The sequence below is a fragment of the Methylobacterium sp. J-090 genome (genome assembly GCF_022829345.1).
In the GTDB taxonomy this organism is placed as follows: domain Bacteria; phylum Pseudomonadota; class Alphaproteobacteria; order Rhizobiales; family Beijerinckiaceae; genus Methylobacterium.
Map to the genome: position 1 here is coordinate 18,560 of NZ_JAKSXV010000044.1, position 16,156 is coordinate 34,715.

Here is a 16,156-nt window from a genome sequence, read left to right on the forward strand (position 1 = left end):
GCGGCCGGCCGGGTCGCGGGGCGGTGGAAGGACGGATCGGATCAGGCGGTCAGGCGGAACGCGGGTTCGAGCAGGCCGCGCGCGCCGATGCCGACGAGGAGGGTGCGTCCGTGCGCCGAGTCGGCGGCGCGCGCGTCGTCGTCCATGCCCTCGTAGGCGGAGGTGACGAGGAGGTGGTCGAGGTCGCGCCCGGCGAAGGTCGGGCAGGTCGGCTGGCGCGGCGGTACCGGGACGGTGCGGACCCGGTCGCCGGCCGGGCTGTAGGCGTCGAGGCAGGCGGCGCCGAACCGCGCCGTCCAGATCAGCCCCCGTTCGTCCACCGCCGCCCCGTCGATGCCGCCGGGTCCGTCGCCGTGGTGATAGTGCATCCGGGGCTCGCCCGTCGGCAGGCCCGTGGCCGGATCGACGGCGACGCGCTGGAGGACGCCCGCCTTCGTATCCACGAAGTACCCGGTCGCGCCGTCGGGCGAGAACGCGAGGCCGTTCGGGATCGTGATGTTGGCCCACAGCCGGGTCACCCGGGTGCCGGCGACGTGATAGATCGCGCCGCGGCCCCGCTCGGCGTCGCGCGCCATGGTGCCGATCCACAGGGCGCCGCTCGGGTGGACTCGACCGTCATTGGCGCGCGTGCCGGCATCGTCCGCTTCGAGCGCGCAGTGGCGCGTCAGGCGCCCGTCCGCGAGGGTGCGGATGTAGAGGCCGTCCTCGGCGGCGAGGAGCTGGCGCGCGCCGTCGATGGCGGCGATGTCGCTCGCCATGAACGGGAGGTCGTGGACCCTGGCGGGACCGGCGCCCTCGGCGAGCGGCAGCTCGTAGAGGCGGCATTCCAGGATATCGACCCACCACGCCGTGTCCGTCGCCGGATCGTAGCTCGGTCCCTCCCCGAGGTGGCACCGGGGGGCATCGAGAACGCGGATCGTCGGTTCGGCCGTCACATCCATCTCCCCGTCTGATCCGCGGTCGATGACGCCCGCGTGCCGGCGAAAGTTCCTTTGCGATCAGGACGAAAGGCCGAACGGTTGCATCGGGCCGAACACGTTCGAAAGGGGGCGAAAGTCCCATGATTGCGGGCGGCGCGGCGTCTCACCCCATGCCGGGACCCTGACAAAAACCGCCCTTTGTGAAGTCTTGCCGGGCCTCGTCGCGATTTGGCTAACACTCCGTCAAGACTTGGACATTATTGCAAACCATACGCTCAGCCGGCCACCGAGACGATCCTGCGGGATCGGACCGGCCGGCATGCACCTCCCTCCCCCGATCGTCGTCATCGTCCGCATCCGGCCCGGCACTGCGTCGGCTTGGCGGCAACCACAGGATCTGAACCGTGAGCTTCACCGTCCACGCGCGGGTTTCGCTGCGCGCGCTCTCCTATCAGCACGGTTCGATCGTCAGTGCCCTGGAGCAGGGGCTGTCCCTCCTCACCGCCGGCATGTCCGATGTCCGCATCGTCGATTCCGCTGGCCGCAGCCACAGCCCGACGACGCTCTACGCGCAGCTCTTCGGGCCCCGCGCCGCCGTGGCCGCGCCGCCCGTCGAGCGCGATGCGGCGGCCCTGCCCCTCGCCGCCTGAGACCGGGCTTTCCGAGACCAGGCTCTTCCCGGTGGACGACCGCGCGCTCCGCATGGAAGGATGCGGCGCGGTCCCGGGCTCGTCATGAGTGATGCCGGCCGAAGGGACCGCCCCAGCCCGGAGCGCTCGTGACGGCTGCCGCCGACCTGCCCGATCCCTACGACCTCGCCATCATCGGCGGCGGGGTGAACGGCTGCGGCATCGCCCGCGACGCGGCCGGGCGCGGCGCGCGGGTGGTCCTGTTCGAGCAGGGCGACCTCGCGGGTGCCACCTCCTCGGCCTCGACGAAGCTCATCCACGGCGGCCTGCGCTACCTCGAACACGGGTCGTTCCGCCTCGTGCGCGAAGCCCTCGTCGAGCGCGAGGTCCTGTGGGGGATGGCCCCGCACATCGTCCGGCCCCTGCGCTTCGTCCTGCCGCAGATGCCGGGGCGGCGCCCGGCCTGGCTCCTGCGACTCGGTCTGCTCCTCTACGACCACCTCGGCGGCCGCCGGCACCTGCCCCCGACCCGCACCTTCGATCTCACCCGCGATCCGGCCGGGACGCCCCTGAGGGTCGGCCTGTCGCGCGCCTTCGCGTATTCCGATTGCTGGGTGGACGATGCCCGCCTCGTCGTCCTGAACGCCGTCGACGCCGCCGAGCGCGGTGCCGCGATCCGCACCCGCACGAAGGTGGTGCGGGCCCGGCGCGATGGGGACCTCTGGACCGTCACGACCCGCGCGGCGGACGGCGCGACCGGCGACGTGCGGGCCCGCGCCCTCGTCAACGCCGCCGGCCCCTGGGTCGCCGACGTGTCGTCGCGGATCGCCGGGCGCAACGCCGCCGCCGGCATCCGCCTCGTCCAAGGCAGCCACATCGTGGTGCCGGCCCTGTTCACGCACGATCAGGCCTACCTCTTCCAGAACCGCGACGGGCGCATCGTCTTCGCGATTCCCTACGAGGGCGCCTTCACCCTCATTGGCACCACCGACCGGGACTATGTCGGCGATCCGGCCCAGGTCCGGGCCGGCCCCGAGGAGATCGCCTATCTCTGCGCGGCCGCGAGCGAGTATTTCGATGCACCCGTGCGGGTGCCGGACGTGGTCTGGAGCTTCTCCGGCGTGCGCCCGCTCCACGACGACGGCGCCGGCGCGGCGCAGGCCGCTACGCGCGACTACGTCCTCGACCTCGAACGGCCGGACGGCCTGGCACCGCTCCTGTCGATCTTCGGCGGCAAGATCACGACCTATCGCCGGCTCGCCGAGCACGCGCTGGCGCGCCTCGCGCCCCACCTCCCCTGCCTGGGGCGAGCCCCCTGGACCGCCGCAAGCCCGCTGCCCGGCGGCGACTTTCCCCGCGACGGGTCTCGCGCCGTGGTGGACGGCCTCCGCGACGCCTATCCCTGGCTCGCGCCGGATCACGCCGCGCGGCTCGTGCGCGCCTACGGCACCCGCGCCGCCGCGATCCTCGGGGAGGCGACGAGTCTCGCCGACCTCGGCGGCGTCCTCGGGGCCGACCTGACCCGGGCGGAGGTCGATCACCTCGTGGCCCGCGAATGGGCGCGTACCGCCGACGACGTGCTGTGGCGCCGCTCGAAGCTCGGCCTGCGCTTCCGGCCCGCCGAGATCGCCGCCCTCGAGGCCCATCTCGCCCGCGCGACCTGCGCGGCCTGAATCCGGAACGGAGGCCCGCCCCGCATGACGACGTTCGTTCTCGCCATCGACCAGGGCACCACCTCGACGCGGGCCATGCTGTTCCGGCCCGACCTGTCTGTGGCGGACGTGGCGCAGGCCGAGATCGCGCAGGCCTATCCGGCCTCGGGCTGGGTCGAACACGATCCGGAGGGCATCTGGGCCAGCGTGCTCACCACCGTGCGGGCCGTGCTGGCGCGGGCCGGGGTGCCGGCGGCGTCGGTGGCCGCGCTCGGCATCACCAACCAGCGCGAGACGACCGTGATCTGGGACCGGGCGACCGGTGCGCCGATCCATCCGGCCCTGGTCTGGCAGGACCGGCGCACGGCCGACCTCTGCGCGCGCCTGAAGGCGGAGGGCCACGAGCCGCTCGTCACCGCCCGCACCGGCCTCATCCTCGATCCGTACTTCTCGGCCACCAAGATCGCGTGGCTCCTCGACGCCGTGCCGGGCGCCCGCGCCCGGGCCGAGCGCGGCGACCTCGCCTTCGGCACCGTGGATTCGTGGCTGCTGTGGCGGCTCACCGGCGGCCTCCACGCCACCGACGCCACCAACGCCGCCCGCACCGCCCTGTTCGACATCCATCGCGGCGCCTGGGACGACGACCTGCTCGCCCTGTTCCGGATCCCCCGCGCCCTGCTGCCGGAAGTCCGCGACTGCGCCGGGGATTTCGGCGCGACCCGGCCCGATCTGTTCGGCGCCGCGATCCCGATCCGCGGGGTGGCCGGCGACCAGCAGGCGGCCACCATCGGGCAGGCGTGCTTCTCGCCCGGCATGGTCAAGGCCACCTACGGCACCGGCTGCTTCGCACTCCTCAACACCGGCCCGGAGGCGCGCGCCTCCCGCAACAGGCTCCTCACCACCATCGCCTACCAGTTCGCCGGGCAGCGCACCTACGCCCTCGAAGGCTCGATCTTCGTGGCGGGTGCGGCCGTCCAATGGCTGCGCGACGGCCTCGGCCTCATCCGCGACGCCGCCGAGAGCGGGCCGCTGGCGGCGGGGGCCGATCCCGCCTCGGACGTCTACCTCGTGCCCGCCTTCGTCGGCCTCGGCGCGCCCTACTGGGAGCCCGACGTACGCGGCGCCCTGTTCGGCCTCGCCCGCGATACGGGCCCGAAGGATTTCGCCCGCGCGGCCCTGGAGAGCGTCTGCTACCAGACCCACGATCTCCTGGAAGCCATGCGGGCCGACTGGCCGAGCCCCGAGACCGGAACCGTCCTGCGGGCCGATGGCGGGATGGCCGCCTCGGACTGGACCCTGCAGCGCCTCGCCGATCTCCTCGGCGTCCCGGTGGACCGGCCGATGGTGCGGGAGACCACGGCCCTTGGCGCCGCTTATCTCGCCGGCTGGAATGCCGGGCTCTATCCCGAGCCGGCGGAGTTCGCGCGGGCCTGGAGCCTGGAGCGCCGGTTCACGCCGGCGATGCCGGAGACCGACCGGGCCCGGCGCCTCGATGGCTGGCACCGGGCCGTGCGGGCCTTGCGCGGCATGCGGGCTCCGGTGGCGCCGCCCGAGACCATAATGCCTTAAGGGTTCTTGGTTAATGCCCGGGGTGGTGGGCCGCCGGCCCGGCGCGGAGCGAGGGGCATAGGCATGGCTGATGGGCGGGCCCGCATCCTCGTTCTCATCCCGTGTTACCGCTGCGCCGACCAGATCGGCCGGGTGGTGGCGCGCCTGGACGAGGCCGCGCTTCCGGAGGTCGCCCACGTCCTCGTCATCGACAACCGCTCCCCCGACGACACCGTGGCCCGCGCCCGCGAGGCCCTTGCGGCGAGCCGCCTGCCCGCCTGGACAATCCTCGTCAACGACCGCAACGTGTCCCTCGGCGGCTCGCACAAGGTCGCCTTCGCGTATGCGCGCGCGCACGGCTACAGCCACGTCCTCGTCGTTCACGGCGACGATCAGGCGGCGCCCGCGAACTTTCGTGATCCCCTGGCCGCCGGGCTTCACCGCACCCACGATGCCGTCCTCGGCGGCCGGTTCATGCCGGGCTCGCGCCTGACCGGGTATGGCCGCTTCCGGATCTTCGGCAACCACGTCTTCAACGCCCTGTTCCGCCTCGCCACCCGCCGGCCGATCCAGGATCTCGGCTCGGGCCTCAACATCTACGGGCCGCGCATCCTCGCGGCCGAGGACGAGCGTTCGGCCTGCGACGACCTCACCTTCCACTGCGACCTGCTCATCACCCTGATCGCGCGCGGGCGCGACCTGCGTTACGTTCCGGTGGACTGGCGCGAGGACGATCAGGTCTCCAACGCCAAGCTGGTCCGCCAATCCTCGCGCATCCTGAAGATCCTGGCCGCCCATGCCATGGGTTTGGCGCCGCCGCGCGGCCCGGGACAGAACGCTCCGGCGGAAAGCTACACCGCCCGGATCGCCGCCGAGGGCACGTCACCAGTGGAAGAACGCCGGACGCACTGCGCCGTCTGCGGTTCGGCGGCACTTCGACCCACGGACGTCGCCTTCGCGCTTCCGGCCTATCAGGGCTGCGTGCCGCGCGACGTCCCGGCCTCGGAGCAGCGGGTCGCCACCCTGCGGTTCGACACCTGCGCCGCCTGCGGATCGGGCCAGGTCGCCAACCCCCTGCCCGTCGCCCTCGTCTACCAGGGCGGACACGCCACGGGCCTGGGCGCGGCCTGGGACGCGCACCACGCGCGGTTGGCCGCCTTCCTCCAGGCCCACAGCCACGGCGCCATCGTCGAGTACGGTGGCGGGGCCGGCAACCTCGCCCGGCATGTCCGCCGCATCGAGACCGGTCCGGTCCGGCCGTGGTGCATCGTCGAGCCGAACCCCGTGCGCAGCGGCCCCGACATCGCCGGCCTGACCTATCGCGAGGGCTTCTTCGGCCCGGACACGCCGATCCCGCCCGAGACCGGCACCGTCCTGTTCTGCCACTGTCTCGAGCATCTGCCCGACATCGCCGGAAGCTTGCGCCACCTCGCCGCCGGACTGGCCCCGGGGCGGCGCGTGGTCATCGCTTGGCCGGACCTCGAGGATTGGATCGACCGCGGCGTCCCCGGAGCCATCAACTGGGAACACACGATCTTCTGCCGCTTCGACACCCTCGTGGCCGCCTTTCAGGAGGCGGGCTTCGCCCTCGTCGCGCGGGAGGCCTACGGTCCGGGCCACTCGCTCTTCGCCGCCTTCGAGCGCCGCGACGGCCTGGCGCCGGTCATCCCGCGCGGCGATGCCGACGACACCCGGCGGCGCCTCGGCGCCTACGCCGAAAGCTTTCGCACGCAGGCCCGTGCCGTGGCGGCGGCCCTCGACGGAAGGCCCTACTACCTCACCCCGGCCAGCATCTACGCCCAGGCCCTCCTGGCCGGCGGCCTGCCGGACAATTGCCTCGGCCTCGTCGACAACGCCCCGATCAAGCAGGGTCGCACCCTCTACGGCACCGGCCTGCGCGTGCACGGCCCCGAAATCCTGACGCCGGACGACATCGTGGTGATCAACGGCGGGGCCCATGGCGACGAGATCGCGCGCGGTCTCGCGGCCCTTCGCCCGGGTCTTCGCCTGCTGCACGCCGATGGGCGGGCGGCGGCATGAGTGCGGCCGGACCCGTCAGCCAGTCCATGCCCGTCACCCAAGCCATGCCCGTCACCCTGGTGATGCCCATGGCCGGGGCCGGATCGCGCTTCGCCGCCCCTGGCCTAGACCTGCCCAATCCCCTCTTGCCCAAGCCACTCCTGCCCCTCGGCCCCGCGCCGTTCTTCGCCTGGGCGCTCGCCGGCATCGAGGCGTCGCTGAGCGTGACGACCATCGTCTGCGTGGTCCGGGCCGAGCACGTCGCCCGCCACGGTATCGACCGGCAGATCCTGGCCCGGGTCCCGCAGGCCCGCCTCGTCGTCCTCGATGCGATGACCGGCGGCGCCGCCGAGACCGCGTATCACGGGGTTCGCGCCGTGCTGGACATTCCGGGGATCGCCGAAAATCCACTGATCCTGGCCGATTGCGACGTCGCCGTGGTGGTGCCGGGCCTGCGGGCGGCCCTGAAAGCGTCCCGCGGAACCGGCGGCGGGGTCCTCACCACGTTTCCGGGCCGGGGCAACCCGGCCTACAGCTACGCGGTCCTCGACGCGCAGGGCCGCCTCACCGGGACCGTGGAGAAGCGGGCGGCGAGCCCGCACGCCCTCGCCGGCTGCTACGGTTTCGGCCGGGCCGGCGATTTCCCGGACGCGTTCGAGGCCTACCGCCGCGCCTGCCCCTATCCCGAGACCTTCGTCAGCGGCATCTTCGACGCCATGATCGCGGCGGGCGTGCCCGTCGCCCTCGAACCCTCGACCCTGCAGGCCGGCTTCGGCACCCCGGCGGAACTCGAGACCCTCGACCGGCCGGCCCTGTTCGCGCGTCTGGGGCCACACCTGCGCGAGGCCGCGCCGTGAGCGATGCGTCGGCGAAATCCGCGCGTGCCGAGACGATCCTGCTGGTCCTCGGCCTCGCGCTCCTGGCCTGGATGCTCCTGCCCGTCCTGACCGCCAACCATTTCGAGGCGGTCTCGTACTCCACCGCGAGCCTCAGTCTCTCCGGCTTCGGCGACGCCATCTACGCGCAGAACCCGCGCCAGCCCGCCGTGCCGGAGTTCATCTTCGCCACCCGCACCGGCGTGGTGGTGCTCCTGCGTGCCCTGAACGCCCTGACCGGTGCGCCGGACCTGTCCTACCGCGTCCTGGCGGGCTGCGGCGTCCTCGCCATCATCGGCGCGGGCTGGCACTGCGCCCGGGTGTGGAGCGCCGTGCCGCCGGCACCCTGGACCCTGGCCTGGGCCGTCGTGTTCCTGCCCGGACCGGTGTCGCTGGGCTACAGCTTCAACGACAACGTCGTCGCCACCGCCTTCGCGTCCCTCGGCGTCGCGGTGCTGGCCCGCGCCGCCCGACCGGACATGGCGCCGGCCGATCGGTTGGGCGCGGCACGACATCTCGCCGCCGGCCTGCTGTTCGGCCTCGCCGTCACCGTGCGCATCGATACGCTGCTCCTGGCGCCGGCCCTCGCGATCCTGGCCTGGCTCGATCGGCGGACGGCCGCCGGCACCGCGAAGGCCCTCGCCCTGCAGGGCCTCGGCTTCCTCGCCGTCTGCCTCGCGACGCGGTGGCTCACGGGGTTCGACCTCGTGACCAGCCTCGGCATCTCGTCCGCCTTCGGCGTGACGAACATGATCTTCCACGGCCCGGTATCCTATCGCTTCGCCGTCTACGTCGCCGCCGTCGGTGTGCCGGCGACCCTGCTGCTCGGCCTCGCCTACGCCGAGGCCCGGGGTGATCCGCGGCAGCGCGCCATGGCGCTCGCCTGCGTGGCCGCGATCCTGATCCTGGCGGCGGGGTTCGCCGGCGCCGTGGTGCCGCGCTACCTCTATTCCCTCGCCTCCGTCGTCCTGGTGCCCGTGGTCGCCCATGGCCTCGGCGTCCTGGGGCGCGCCCGTCCGTCCCTGCGCTGGCCCGTGGCGGTCGTCCTCGTCGGTGTGCTGTTCGCACCACCCGTGATCGCCATGATCGACGGACCGCGCCCGCTCCTCGGCCTCGCGGCCCTGCCGCAGCAGGCCCGCCTGTGGCAGCGCTCCGTCGAAGCCTCGCGCACGCGGTACGTCGCGCAGGTCGAGGCGGCGGAGGCGAGGCCCGGAACGACGACGTTCCTCACGGCCCACTTCAACGAGGAGTATCTCCTCAAGTACATCCTGCGGGCGCGTGGTTACGCCGAGACATCACCCGATGGCACGGCCTGCGATGCCGTGGCGATCTATCGCCGGGGAGACCGCGCGATTCCGATCATCCCCGTCGACAAGACCTACCAGCGCGTGGAAGGCTCCCGCGACCTCATCTGGGCGATCTCCGTCCTGGAGGCGGCGCGCTGCCCCCTGACCGCGGTGCCGAAGACCACCCTCACGGGCTTCGATCTCCTCGGCCCCGAACTGCGCAGCTTCGATCCGGTCCAGACCGCCCTGCGCACCGCCTATCCGAACCCCGTGGCGAAGGAGACCATCATCCCGGTCGCCCTCTCGGCGGACGCGGTGGCGGAGCGACGGGCCCTCGCCTGCACCATCGCCACGGACGCGCTCGGCGGCTGCGACGCGGAGCGGGTCCACCGGCGCTACCAGGCCTACCTCGCGGGCTACGCGGCACACCGCGCCCGCCCCGCTCCCTGAGGCGGGGCGATGGATCTCGATTTCGCCGGTCCCCTCGCCCTGGCCATCGTCGCCCTCACGGTGGGGCACGCGGTCCGGGTCCTGCGCTGGAGCCTGCTCCTGCCCGATCGGGCGCGGGCCTCGCGCTTCGATCTCCTCCTCGGCCTCGCCGTCGGCTACGCCGCCAACGCCCTGCTGCCGTTTCGCATCGGTGAGGGCCTGCGGGCCGTGATGGTCACCCTCCGGTGCGGCGAGGGCCGCAAGGACCAGGCGTTCGCCAGCATCGTCGCCAGCATCCTCGTCGAGCGGATGACCGACCTGCCCGTGGCCGCCGCGATCCTCCTCGTGGCCGGCGCCGGCCCGACGCTTCCCCTCGTGATGGTGCTCGCCTGCACTGGCCTCGCGGGGTTCGGCCTCGTCCTGCACCGGTCGGCCGGGGCGCGCCGCGTCGTGTGGCAGGCGACCCTGCCGCTGAATCACGCCCTGCGCCTCGCCCTGGCCCACTGCGCCTGGGAATTCGGGCACGCCGTCTCCCGCCGCATCTTCTTCCGGCCGCGCTATCTCGCCGCCACGCTGCTCATGTGGGCGATCTACCTCGTGGCCTACGGAGCCCTCGCCCTCGCCACCCGTGAGAGCGCCGCCGACACGGTCGTCCTGTTCCTGGGCAGCCCCCTGACACCCCTGCTGGCCCGGGTGGCCGAGGGCTCGGCGAAGGGGCCGGACCTCGGCCAAATGGGCATGATCGCCGCCTTCGCCCTCGTCCCCGTGGTGGCGATCCTCGTCGTCGGCGCCGACGCCCTGCGCCAGGGCCTGACCACCGGCGCGCGGGCCGTGGAGGCCCGCCTGGAGCGGTCGCGGCCGCCGGAGCGGGCGGCGCGCTATCGCCTGCGGGCGCCGCGCGAGCGCTACCGCGAGCAGGGCGCCTACGACGCCTTCCTCGACGACCTGTTCTCCGGGCGCGGCACCCTCGCGACGCGCTTCAGCCTGACCCTGTCCGACACGGCGGTGGTCCACCGCTTCTTCAACGGCGGGTCCGACGCCGTCACCGGGCTGATCGAGCAGGACGGCCACCTGCGCATCGTCAAGTACGCCGTCGGCGCGGCCGCCGACAAACTTCGCGAACAGGTGGCCTGGCTCGACCGCGCCCGCGCGGCGGGCCTCAGCGTCACCGATTGCACCGGCCCCGAGACCCGGGCCGACGGCCTGCGCTACGAGATGCCCCTGGTGGTGCCGGCCAACGAATTCTACGACCTCATCCACACCGGCGAAGCGGGCGTCTCCACGGCCCTGCTCCGCGCCCTCATCGACCGCGTCGAGGCCCACCATCGGGCGAGCCTTAAGCCGGCCGGGGAGAGCGACATCCATGCCTACCTCGGCGCTAAGGCGGTGGCGAACCACGCCATCCTGGTGGATTTCCTGCGCGCCCGCGTGGGTGCCGCCTTCCACCTCAACGGCGCGGCGGCCGCCCTGTCCGACCTCGATTCCCTGGCCGATCCGGCGTGGCTGCGCGCCCAGATCGCCCGCCTGGACAGCGCCGACGTCCATGGCGACCTCACCATCGACAACGTCATCGCCACGCCGACGCGACCCCAGGGCTACTACCTCATCGATCCGAACCCCGAGAACCTGTTCAACACGCCCCTCATCGATTGGGCGAAGCTGATGCAGTCGCTTCACCTCGGCTACGAGACCCTCAACCGGCTGCTGCCGCGCGCCGAGACCGCCGGTCTCGTCGTCCCGCTGATCCGCTCCCAGCGCTACGCCGAGCTGCACGGGGTGCTGGAGGCGGAGATCGTGGCGCGCTTCGGCCCCGACGGACTGCGCGAGGTCTACTTCCACGAGATCGTGCACTACCTGCGCCTGACGCCCTACAAGATCCGCCAGAATCCGCACAAAGGCCTCGTCTTCGCCGGTGCGACGCTCCTGCTCCTGCGGCGCTACCGGGCGCGGTACGCCGTATGAGCCCTCCCCGCATCGCCGCCCTCCTCGTCGATCTCGACGGGACGCTCGCCGACACCGAGGCCTTGAACGCGGAAGCCTACGCGGCGGCCCTGGCCGAGACCGGCCGGATCGTCGCGCCCGAACACCTGCGCACCCTCGCCCATGGCCGGAGCTGGCGCGACTTCCTGCCCGCCCTCGTGGGGCCGGAGGGCGATGCCGCGGCCATCGCCGCCCGCAAGCGCACCCTTTACGGCGCGCGGGTGGGGCAAGCGGCCGTGAACGAACCCCTGGTGGCCCTGCTGCGGCGCCACCACGGGGGCTGCCGAACGGGGCTCGTGACCACCGCCGCGCGGGATTCGACCCTGCGCTACCTCGCCCGTCCCGATCTCACCGGCCTGTTCGACTGCGTCGTCACCGGCGACGACGTGGCGCGCCACAAGCCGGACCCGGAGGCTTACCAGCGCGCGGCCACGCTGCTCGGGGTCGCGCCGGAATCGTGCCTGGTGTTCGAGGATTCTCCGGCCGGGCTCACGGCGGCCCGGCGCTTCGGCGCCCGGGTGATCCGGGTCGTCCACCCGGCCCGGACGGCGGTTCAGGCCGTGGCGCCGTAGACCCTGTCGGCCCGCGCCTCGAAGGCGTCGGTGAACTTGCGGAACGCCCGGTCGAACATCGTCCCCATGAGGAGGCCGAGGGTCCGGCTCTTGAACTCGTAGGTGATGAAGAAATCGACGTTGCAGCCGGTCCCGTCCGCCTCCTTGAACAGCCAGCGGTTCTCGAGGTGGCGGAACGGGCCGTCGATGTACTCGGCGACGATCTTCAGGTTCGCCGGGTCGAGGGTCACCCGCGTGGTGAAACGCTCGCGGATCGCCTTGTAGCCGACGCCCATCTCGGCGACGAGGATTTCGGTCCCGCCCTCCCCCGGCTGCCGGCGCAGGACGCGCAGGGACTCGCAGAGCGGCAGGAACTCGGGGTAGCGCTCCACGTCGGCGACGAGGTCGTACATCGCGCGCGGGCTGTGCCGCACGAGGCGGTCGATACGGAAGGACGGCATGCGGGGCTTCTACAGCATCGCTCCCGAGGGTGGGAACCGGTTTTCCGGCCGATGCGTCAAGCGTTCACCGCCTCCGGCGCCAGACGGGCGAGCCGCGCCGCCTTCAAGCGCGCGAAATCCTCGCCGGCATGGTGCGACGAGCGGGTCAGGGGGGTGGCCGAGACGAGGAGGAAGCCCTTGGAATAGGCCGTGGTCTCCAGGCCCTTGAACTCGTCGGGCGGCACGAAGCGCACCACCTCGTGATGCTTCTTCGTCGGCTGGAGGTACTGGCCGATGGTGAGGAAATCGACGTCGGCCGAGCGCAGGTCGTCCATGAGCTGGACCACCTCGTTCCGCTCCTCGCCGAGGCCCACCATGATGCCGGACTTGGTGAAGATCGTCGGATCGAGTTCCTTCACCCGCTGCAGCAGGCGCACGGAGTGGAAGTAGCGCGCGCCCGGGCGGACGGTGAGGTAGTTGCCCGGCACCGTCTCCATGTTGTGGTTGAACACGTCGGGGCGGGCCGCGACCACCACCTCCAGGGCGCCGTCCTTGCGCAGGAAATCCGGCGTCAGGATCTCGATGGTGGTGGCGGGGCTCATCCGGCGGATCGCCCGGATGGTGCGGGCGAAATGCTCGGCGCCCCCGTCGGCGAGGTCGTCCCGGTCCACCGAGGTGACGACGACGTGGTGCAGGCCGAGCTTCGCCACGGAATCCGCGAGCTTCTCGGGCTCGTCGGCATCCAAGCCCTTCGGCAGACCCGTGCGGACGTTGCAGAACGAGCACGCCCGCGTGCAGGTGTCCCCCATGATCATGAAGGTGGCGTGGCGCTTCTCCCAGCACTCGCCGATGTTCGGACAGCCCGCCTCCTCGCACACGGTGACGAGGCCGTGCTCGTGCACGATCCGGCTGGTCTCGGCCCAGCCCGGGGAGCCCGGCGCCCTGACGCGAATCCAGTCGGGCTTGCGCTGGATCGGCTTGTCCGGCCGGTGCGCCTTCTCCGGGTGCCGGGGGCGCTGGTCGTTGCGCAGGAGATCGAGGACGACGGCCATCTCACACCAACAGGGTGCGCCCGCGACGGCGGGTGCCACGGGCCAGACTTAAGGGGTCGCCGGTGCGATCGCAAACCGAGGGCGGCGGCTTCGCAAACGCCCGGGCCGATCTGTCAGTCGCGCATCGCTGCACAATCCCTATGCAGATCGCCGTCAAACGGGGGAACCGACCCGGGACAATCCCGTTACAAACCGCGTTTCCGCGGCGATGAGCGCCGCGAGCTGCCCGAGAAGGTTAACCCCATGGCCCTGAAGACCATTTTCGCCGCTGCCCTCGTGGCGGCGCTGCCTTCGCTCGCCTTCGCCCAGGAGACCGTGAAGCCGGCCGCCCCCGCCGCGACCACGGGCGGCATGACCATGGCCGACAAGGCCACCGTGAAGGTGACCTACGTGACGGCGCAGCCCGCCGACGTGATGTCGTCCAAGCTCATCGGCCTCAACGTCTACAACAACGCCAACGAGTCCGTCGGCGAGATCGAGGATCTGGTGATCGTCGACGGCAAGACCGTGAGCGCCGTGATCCTCGGCGTCGGCGGCTTCCTCGGCATGGGCGAGCGCTACGTCTCGGTCAGCCCGTCGAGCATCACCCTGGCGAAGAAGGACAACACGCTGCGCGCCTTGATCGACACCGACAAGGATACGCTCAAGTCCGCCCCGGCCTTCCAGTACTCCAAGAAGAAGTAAGGCGTATCGCCGATACGGCGCGCCCCGCGCGCCTTGGATTTCGTCCGATGAAGGCCGCCCAGGCGTGAGCTTGGGCGGCCTTCGCCCGTCTCTGATCAGGAGTGGATGACCTTGCCGTAGGCGTCGAGCACGCTCTCGTGCATCATCTCGCTCAAGGTCGGATGCGGGAAGACCGTGTGCATGAGGTCTTCCTCCGTGGTCTCGAGGTTCATCGCCACGACGTAGCCCTGGATCAGTTCGGTGACTTCCGCACCGACCATGTGGGCGCCGAGGAGTTGCCCGGTCTTGGCGTCGAAGATCGTCTTTACGAGGCCGTCCGGCTCGCCGAGCGCGATGGCCTTGCCGTTGCCGGCGAAGGGGAAGCGGCCGACCTTCACGGCGAACCCGAGCTCCTTGGCCTTGGCCTCCGTGAGGCCGACGCTCGCGATCTGCGGCTGGCAGTAGGTGCAGCCGGGGATCTTGGCCTTGTCCATGGCGTGGGTGGGCAGTCCCTTGATGGTCTCGACGCACAGCACGCCCTCGTGCTCGGCCTTGTGGGCGAGCATCGGCGGCCCGGCGACGTCGCCGATGGCGTAGACGCCCGGCACGTTGGTCCGGCCCAACCCGTCCGTGACGACGAGGCCGCGCTCGAGGGTGACGCCGACCGTGTCGAGGCCGAGCCCCTCAATGTTCCCGACGACGCCCACCGCCGAGATCAGCTTCTCCGCCGTGAGTTTCTGGCTCTTGCCGTCGCCGGTCTCGATGGTGGCGGTGACGGACTCGGCCGATTTCTCGACCTTCGTCACCTTGGCGCCGGTGAGAATCGTGATGCCCTGCTTCTCGAAGCGCTTGCGGGCGAGGCCAGCGATCTCGGCATCCTCGACGGGCAGGATCTGCGGCAGCAGCTCGATCACCGTCACCTCGGCGCCCATGGTGCGGTAGAACGAGGCGAACTCGATGCCGATGGCGCCGGAGCCCATGACGAGGAGCGATTTGGGCATCGTCTCCGGCACCATGGCCTCGTAGTAGGTCCAGATCTGCTTTTTGTCCGGCTCGATGCCCGGGATCGCGCGCGGGCGCGCGCCCGTCGCCACGATGATGTGCTTGGCGCTGTAGGAGCCCGCCGCCAGCGCCCCCTTCGGCGCCGGGGCGCGGGTGGTTTCCTTCACCGTCACCGTGCCGGGCTGGTTGCCTTTCGCTGCCGACTCGATAGTGGCCTCGCCCCAGATCACGTCGACCTTGTTCTTCTTCAGCAGCATGCCGACGCCGCCGTTGAGGCGGGTCGAGACGCCGCGCGAGCGCTTGACGATGGCGGCCGTATCGAACCCGACCTTCTCGGCCGACAAGCCGTAATCGGAGGCGTGCTGCATGTAGTGGTAGATCTCGGCCGAGCGCAGGAGAGCCTTCGTTGGGATGCAGCCCCAGTTCAGGCAGATGCCGCCGAGGTGCTCGCGGTCGATCACCGCCGTCTTGAACCCGAGCTGCGCCGCCCGGATCGCCGCGACGTAGCCGCCGGGGCCCGCGCCGATGACGAGGATGTCGTAGGTGTCGGCCATTGTGCGCTCCTACGCCTCGTCTTCGACGAGGGTGTGGGTGGAGGATAGGGGGATCGTCAGGGCGGCCCGGATCGTATCGAGGACGCCATCGATCTGGTGCATCACGTCGGAGTTGGTGACCCGTAAGATGCGGTAGCCATTGGCTCGCAGGAATGCGTCGCGCCGTCGGTCGTAGTCGATGTTGCAGTCGAAGCCATGCTGATGGCCATCGACTTCGATGATCAGCCGTTCAGGGAGACAACAAAAATCCGTCACGTAAGGGCCAAGAGGAACTTGGCGCCGAAAGTGAGACGCTTCTAGAGGTAGCCGATACTTGAGGTGCCACCAGAGACGTCGTTCTGCGGTCGTCAGAGATCGACGAAGAACTTTGGCATTCTTCGTCGCCTGTGTCGTGACTGTCTTGATGGATGACGCATTCCAGGACATCAAACGTCCCTAAAGTCGAATATCCGCGATCGCTGGAGAATCAGGCGCTTCCCTCCCCCTTGCGGGGAGGGTCAGGGTGGGGGTGGTGCAGAAGGCACCGACACGGATTCTTCCGACACCACCCCCACCT

14 protein-coding genes are annotated in these 16,156 nt (G+C 71.3%); 9 read left to right on the plus strand and 5 right to left on the minus strand.

The genetic code is table 11. The features are described from left to right. Positions 1-41 precede the first annotated feature (41 nt). The gene (locus tag MKK49_RS07160) at positions 42-935 is read right to left on the minus strand and encodes an SMP-30/gluconolactonase/LRE family protein (RefSeq protein WP_244027377.1); all 894 of its coding nucleotides are present in this window, start codon (positions 933-935) and stop codon (positions 42-44) included. A 389-nt stretch (positions 936-1,324) separates the two neighbouring features. On the opposite strand from MKK49_RS07160, the gene MKK49_RS07165 reads away from it, so the two are divergent. From MKK49_RS07165 to MKK49_RS07200, 8 genes are all read left to right on the plus strand, one after another. Beyond that, the gene (locus MKK49_RS07165) at positions 1,325-1,570 is read left to right on the plus strand and encodes a hypothetical protein (RefSeq protein ID WP_244027378.1); all 246 of its coding nucleotides are present in this window, start codon (positions 1,325-1,327) and stop codon (positions 1,568-1,570) included. A 128-nt stretch (positions 1,571-1,698) separates the two neighbouring features. Continuing rightward, a complete protein-coding gene (locus tag MKK49_RS07170; protein WP_244027379.1) occupies positions 1,699-3,222 on the plus strand; it encodes a glycerol-3-phosphate dehydrogenase in 1,524 nt (507 codons plus the stop codon). A 24-nt stretch (positions 3,223-3,246) separates the two neighbouring features. Further along, positions 3,247-4,770, plus strand: a complete 1,524-nt coding sequence (gene glpK, locus MKK49_RS07175; protein ID WP_244027380.1) for a glycerol kinase GlpK — start codon at positions 3,247-3,249, stop codon at positions 4,768-4,770. 63 nt (positions 4,771-4,833) lie between these two features. Then, entirely contained in the window at positions 4,834-6,789 is a 1,956-nt protein-coding gene (locus tag MKK49_RS07180) for a methyltransferase domain-containing protein (RefSeq protein WP_244027381.1), read from the plus strand. Continuing rightward, the gene (locus tag MKK49_RS07185; RefSeq protein WP_244027383.1) at positions 6,786-7,625 is read left to right on the plus strand and encodes a hypothetical protein; all 840 of its coding nucleotides are present in this window, start codon (positions 6,786-6,788) and stop codon (positions 7,623-7,625) included. Before MKK49_RS07180 ends, MKK49_RS07185 begins: the two co-directional genes overlap by 4 nt. Next, complete coding sequence (locus tag MKK49_RS07190; RefSeq protein ID WP_244027385.1) at positions 7,622-9,379, plus strand: hypothetical protein; 1,758 nt, start codon at positions 7,622-7,624, stop codon at positions 9,377-9,379. The genes MKK49_RS07185 and MKK49_RS07190 overlap by 4 nt, the downstream gene beginning before the upstream one ends. A 9-nt stretch (positions 9,380-9,388) precedes the next feature. Then, positions 9,389-11,320 carry a lysylphosphatidylglycerol synthase transmembrane domain-containing protein gene (locus tag MKK49_RS07195; RefSeq protein WP_244027386.1) on the plus strand — a complete coding sequence of 644 codons (1,932 nt, stop codon included), beginning with the start codon at positions 9,389-9,391 and terminating at the stop codon, positions 11,318-11,320. Next, positions 11,317-11,910 carry an HAD family hydrolase gene (locus MKK49_RS07200; protein WP_244027387.1) on the plus strand — a complete coding sequence of 198 codons (594 nt, stop codon included), beginning with the start codon at positions 11,317-11,319 and terminating at the stop codon, positions 11,908-11,910. Before MKK49_RS07195 ends, MKK49_RS07200 begins: the two co-directional genes overlap by 4 nt. On the opposite strand, the gene MKK49_RS07205 is transcribed toward MKK49_RS07200, so the two are convergent. Together MKK49_RS07205 and lipA are read right to left on the minus strand one after the other, a co-directional pair. Beyond that, positions 11,892-12,350, minus strand: a complete 459-nt coding sequence (locus MKK49_RS07205) for a type II toxin-antitoxin system RatA family toxin (protein WP_244027388.1) — start codon at positions 12,348-12,350, stop codon at positions 11,892-11,894. The genes MKK49_RS07200 and MKK49_RS07205 overlap by 19 nt on opposite strands. Before the next feature lie 56 nt (positions 12,351-12,406). Further along, a complete protein-coding gene (gene lipA, locus MKK49_RS07210) occupies positions 12,407-13,381 on the minus strand; it encodes a lipoyl synthase (protein WP_244027389.1) in 975 nt (324 codons plus the stop codon). 243 nt (positions 13,382-13,624) lie between these two features. On the opposite strand from lipA, the gene MKK49_RS07215 reads away from it, so the two are divergent. Further along, positions 13,625-14,065, plus strand: a complete 441-nt coding sequence (locus tag MKK49_RS07215) for a PRC-barrel domain-containing protein (protein WP_244027390.1) — start codon at positions 13,625-13,627, stop codon at positions 14,063-14,065. Positions 14,066-14,160: 95 nt separating this feature from the next. Here MKK49_RS07215 and lpdA read toward each other — a convergent pair whose 3' ends face one another. Together lpdA and MKK49_RS07225 are read right to left on the minus strand one after the other, a co-directional pair. Further along, the gene (gene lpdA, locus MKK49_RS07220; protein WP_244027391.1) at positions 14,161-15,600 is read right to left on the minus strand and encodes a dihydrolipoyl dehydrogenase; all 1,440 of its coding nucleotides are present in this window, start codon (positions 15,598-15,600) and stop codon (positions 14,161-14,163) included. Positions 15,601-15,609: 9 nt separating this feature from the next. After that, positions 15,610-16,026, minus strand: a complete 417-nt coding sequence (locus tag MKK49_RS07225; RefSeq protein WP_244027392.1) for an endonuclease domain-containing protein — start codon at positions 16,024-16,026, stop codon at positions 15,610-15,612. Positions 16,027-16,156 lie beyond the last annotated feature (130 nt).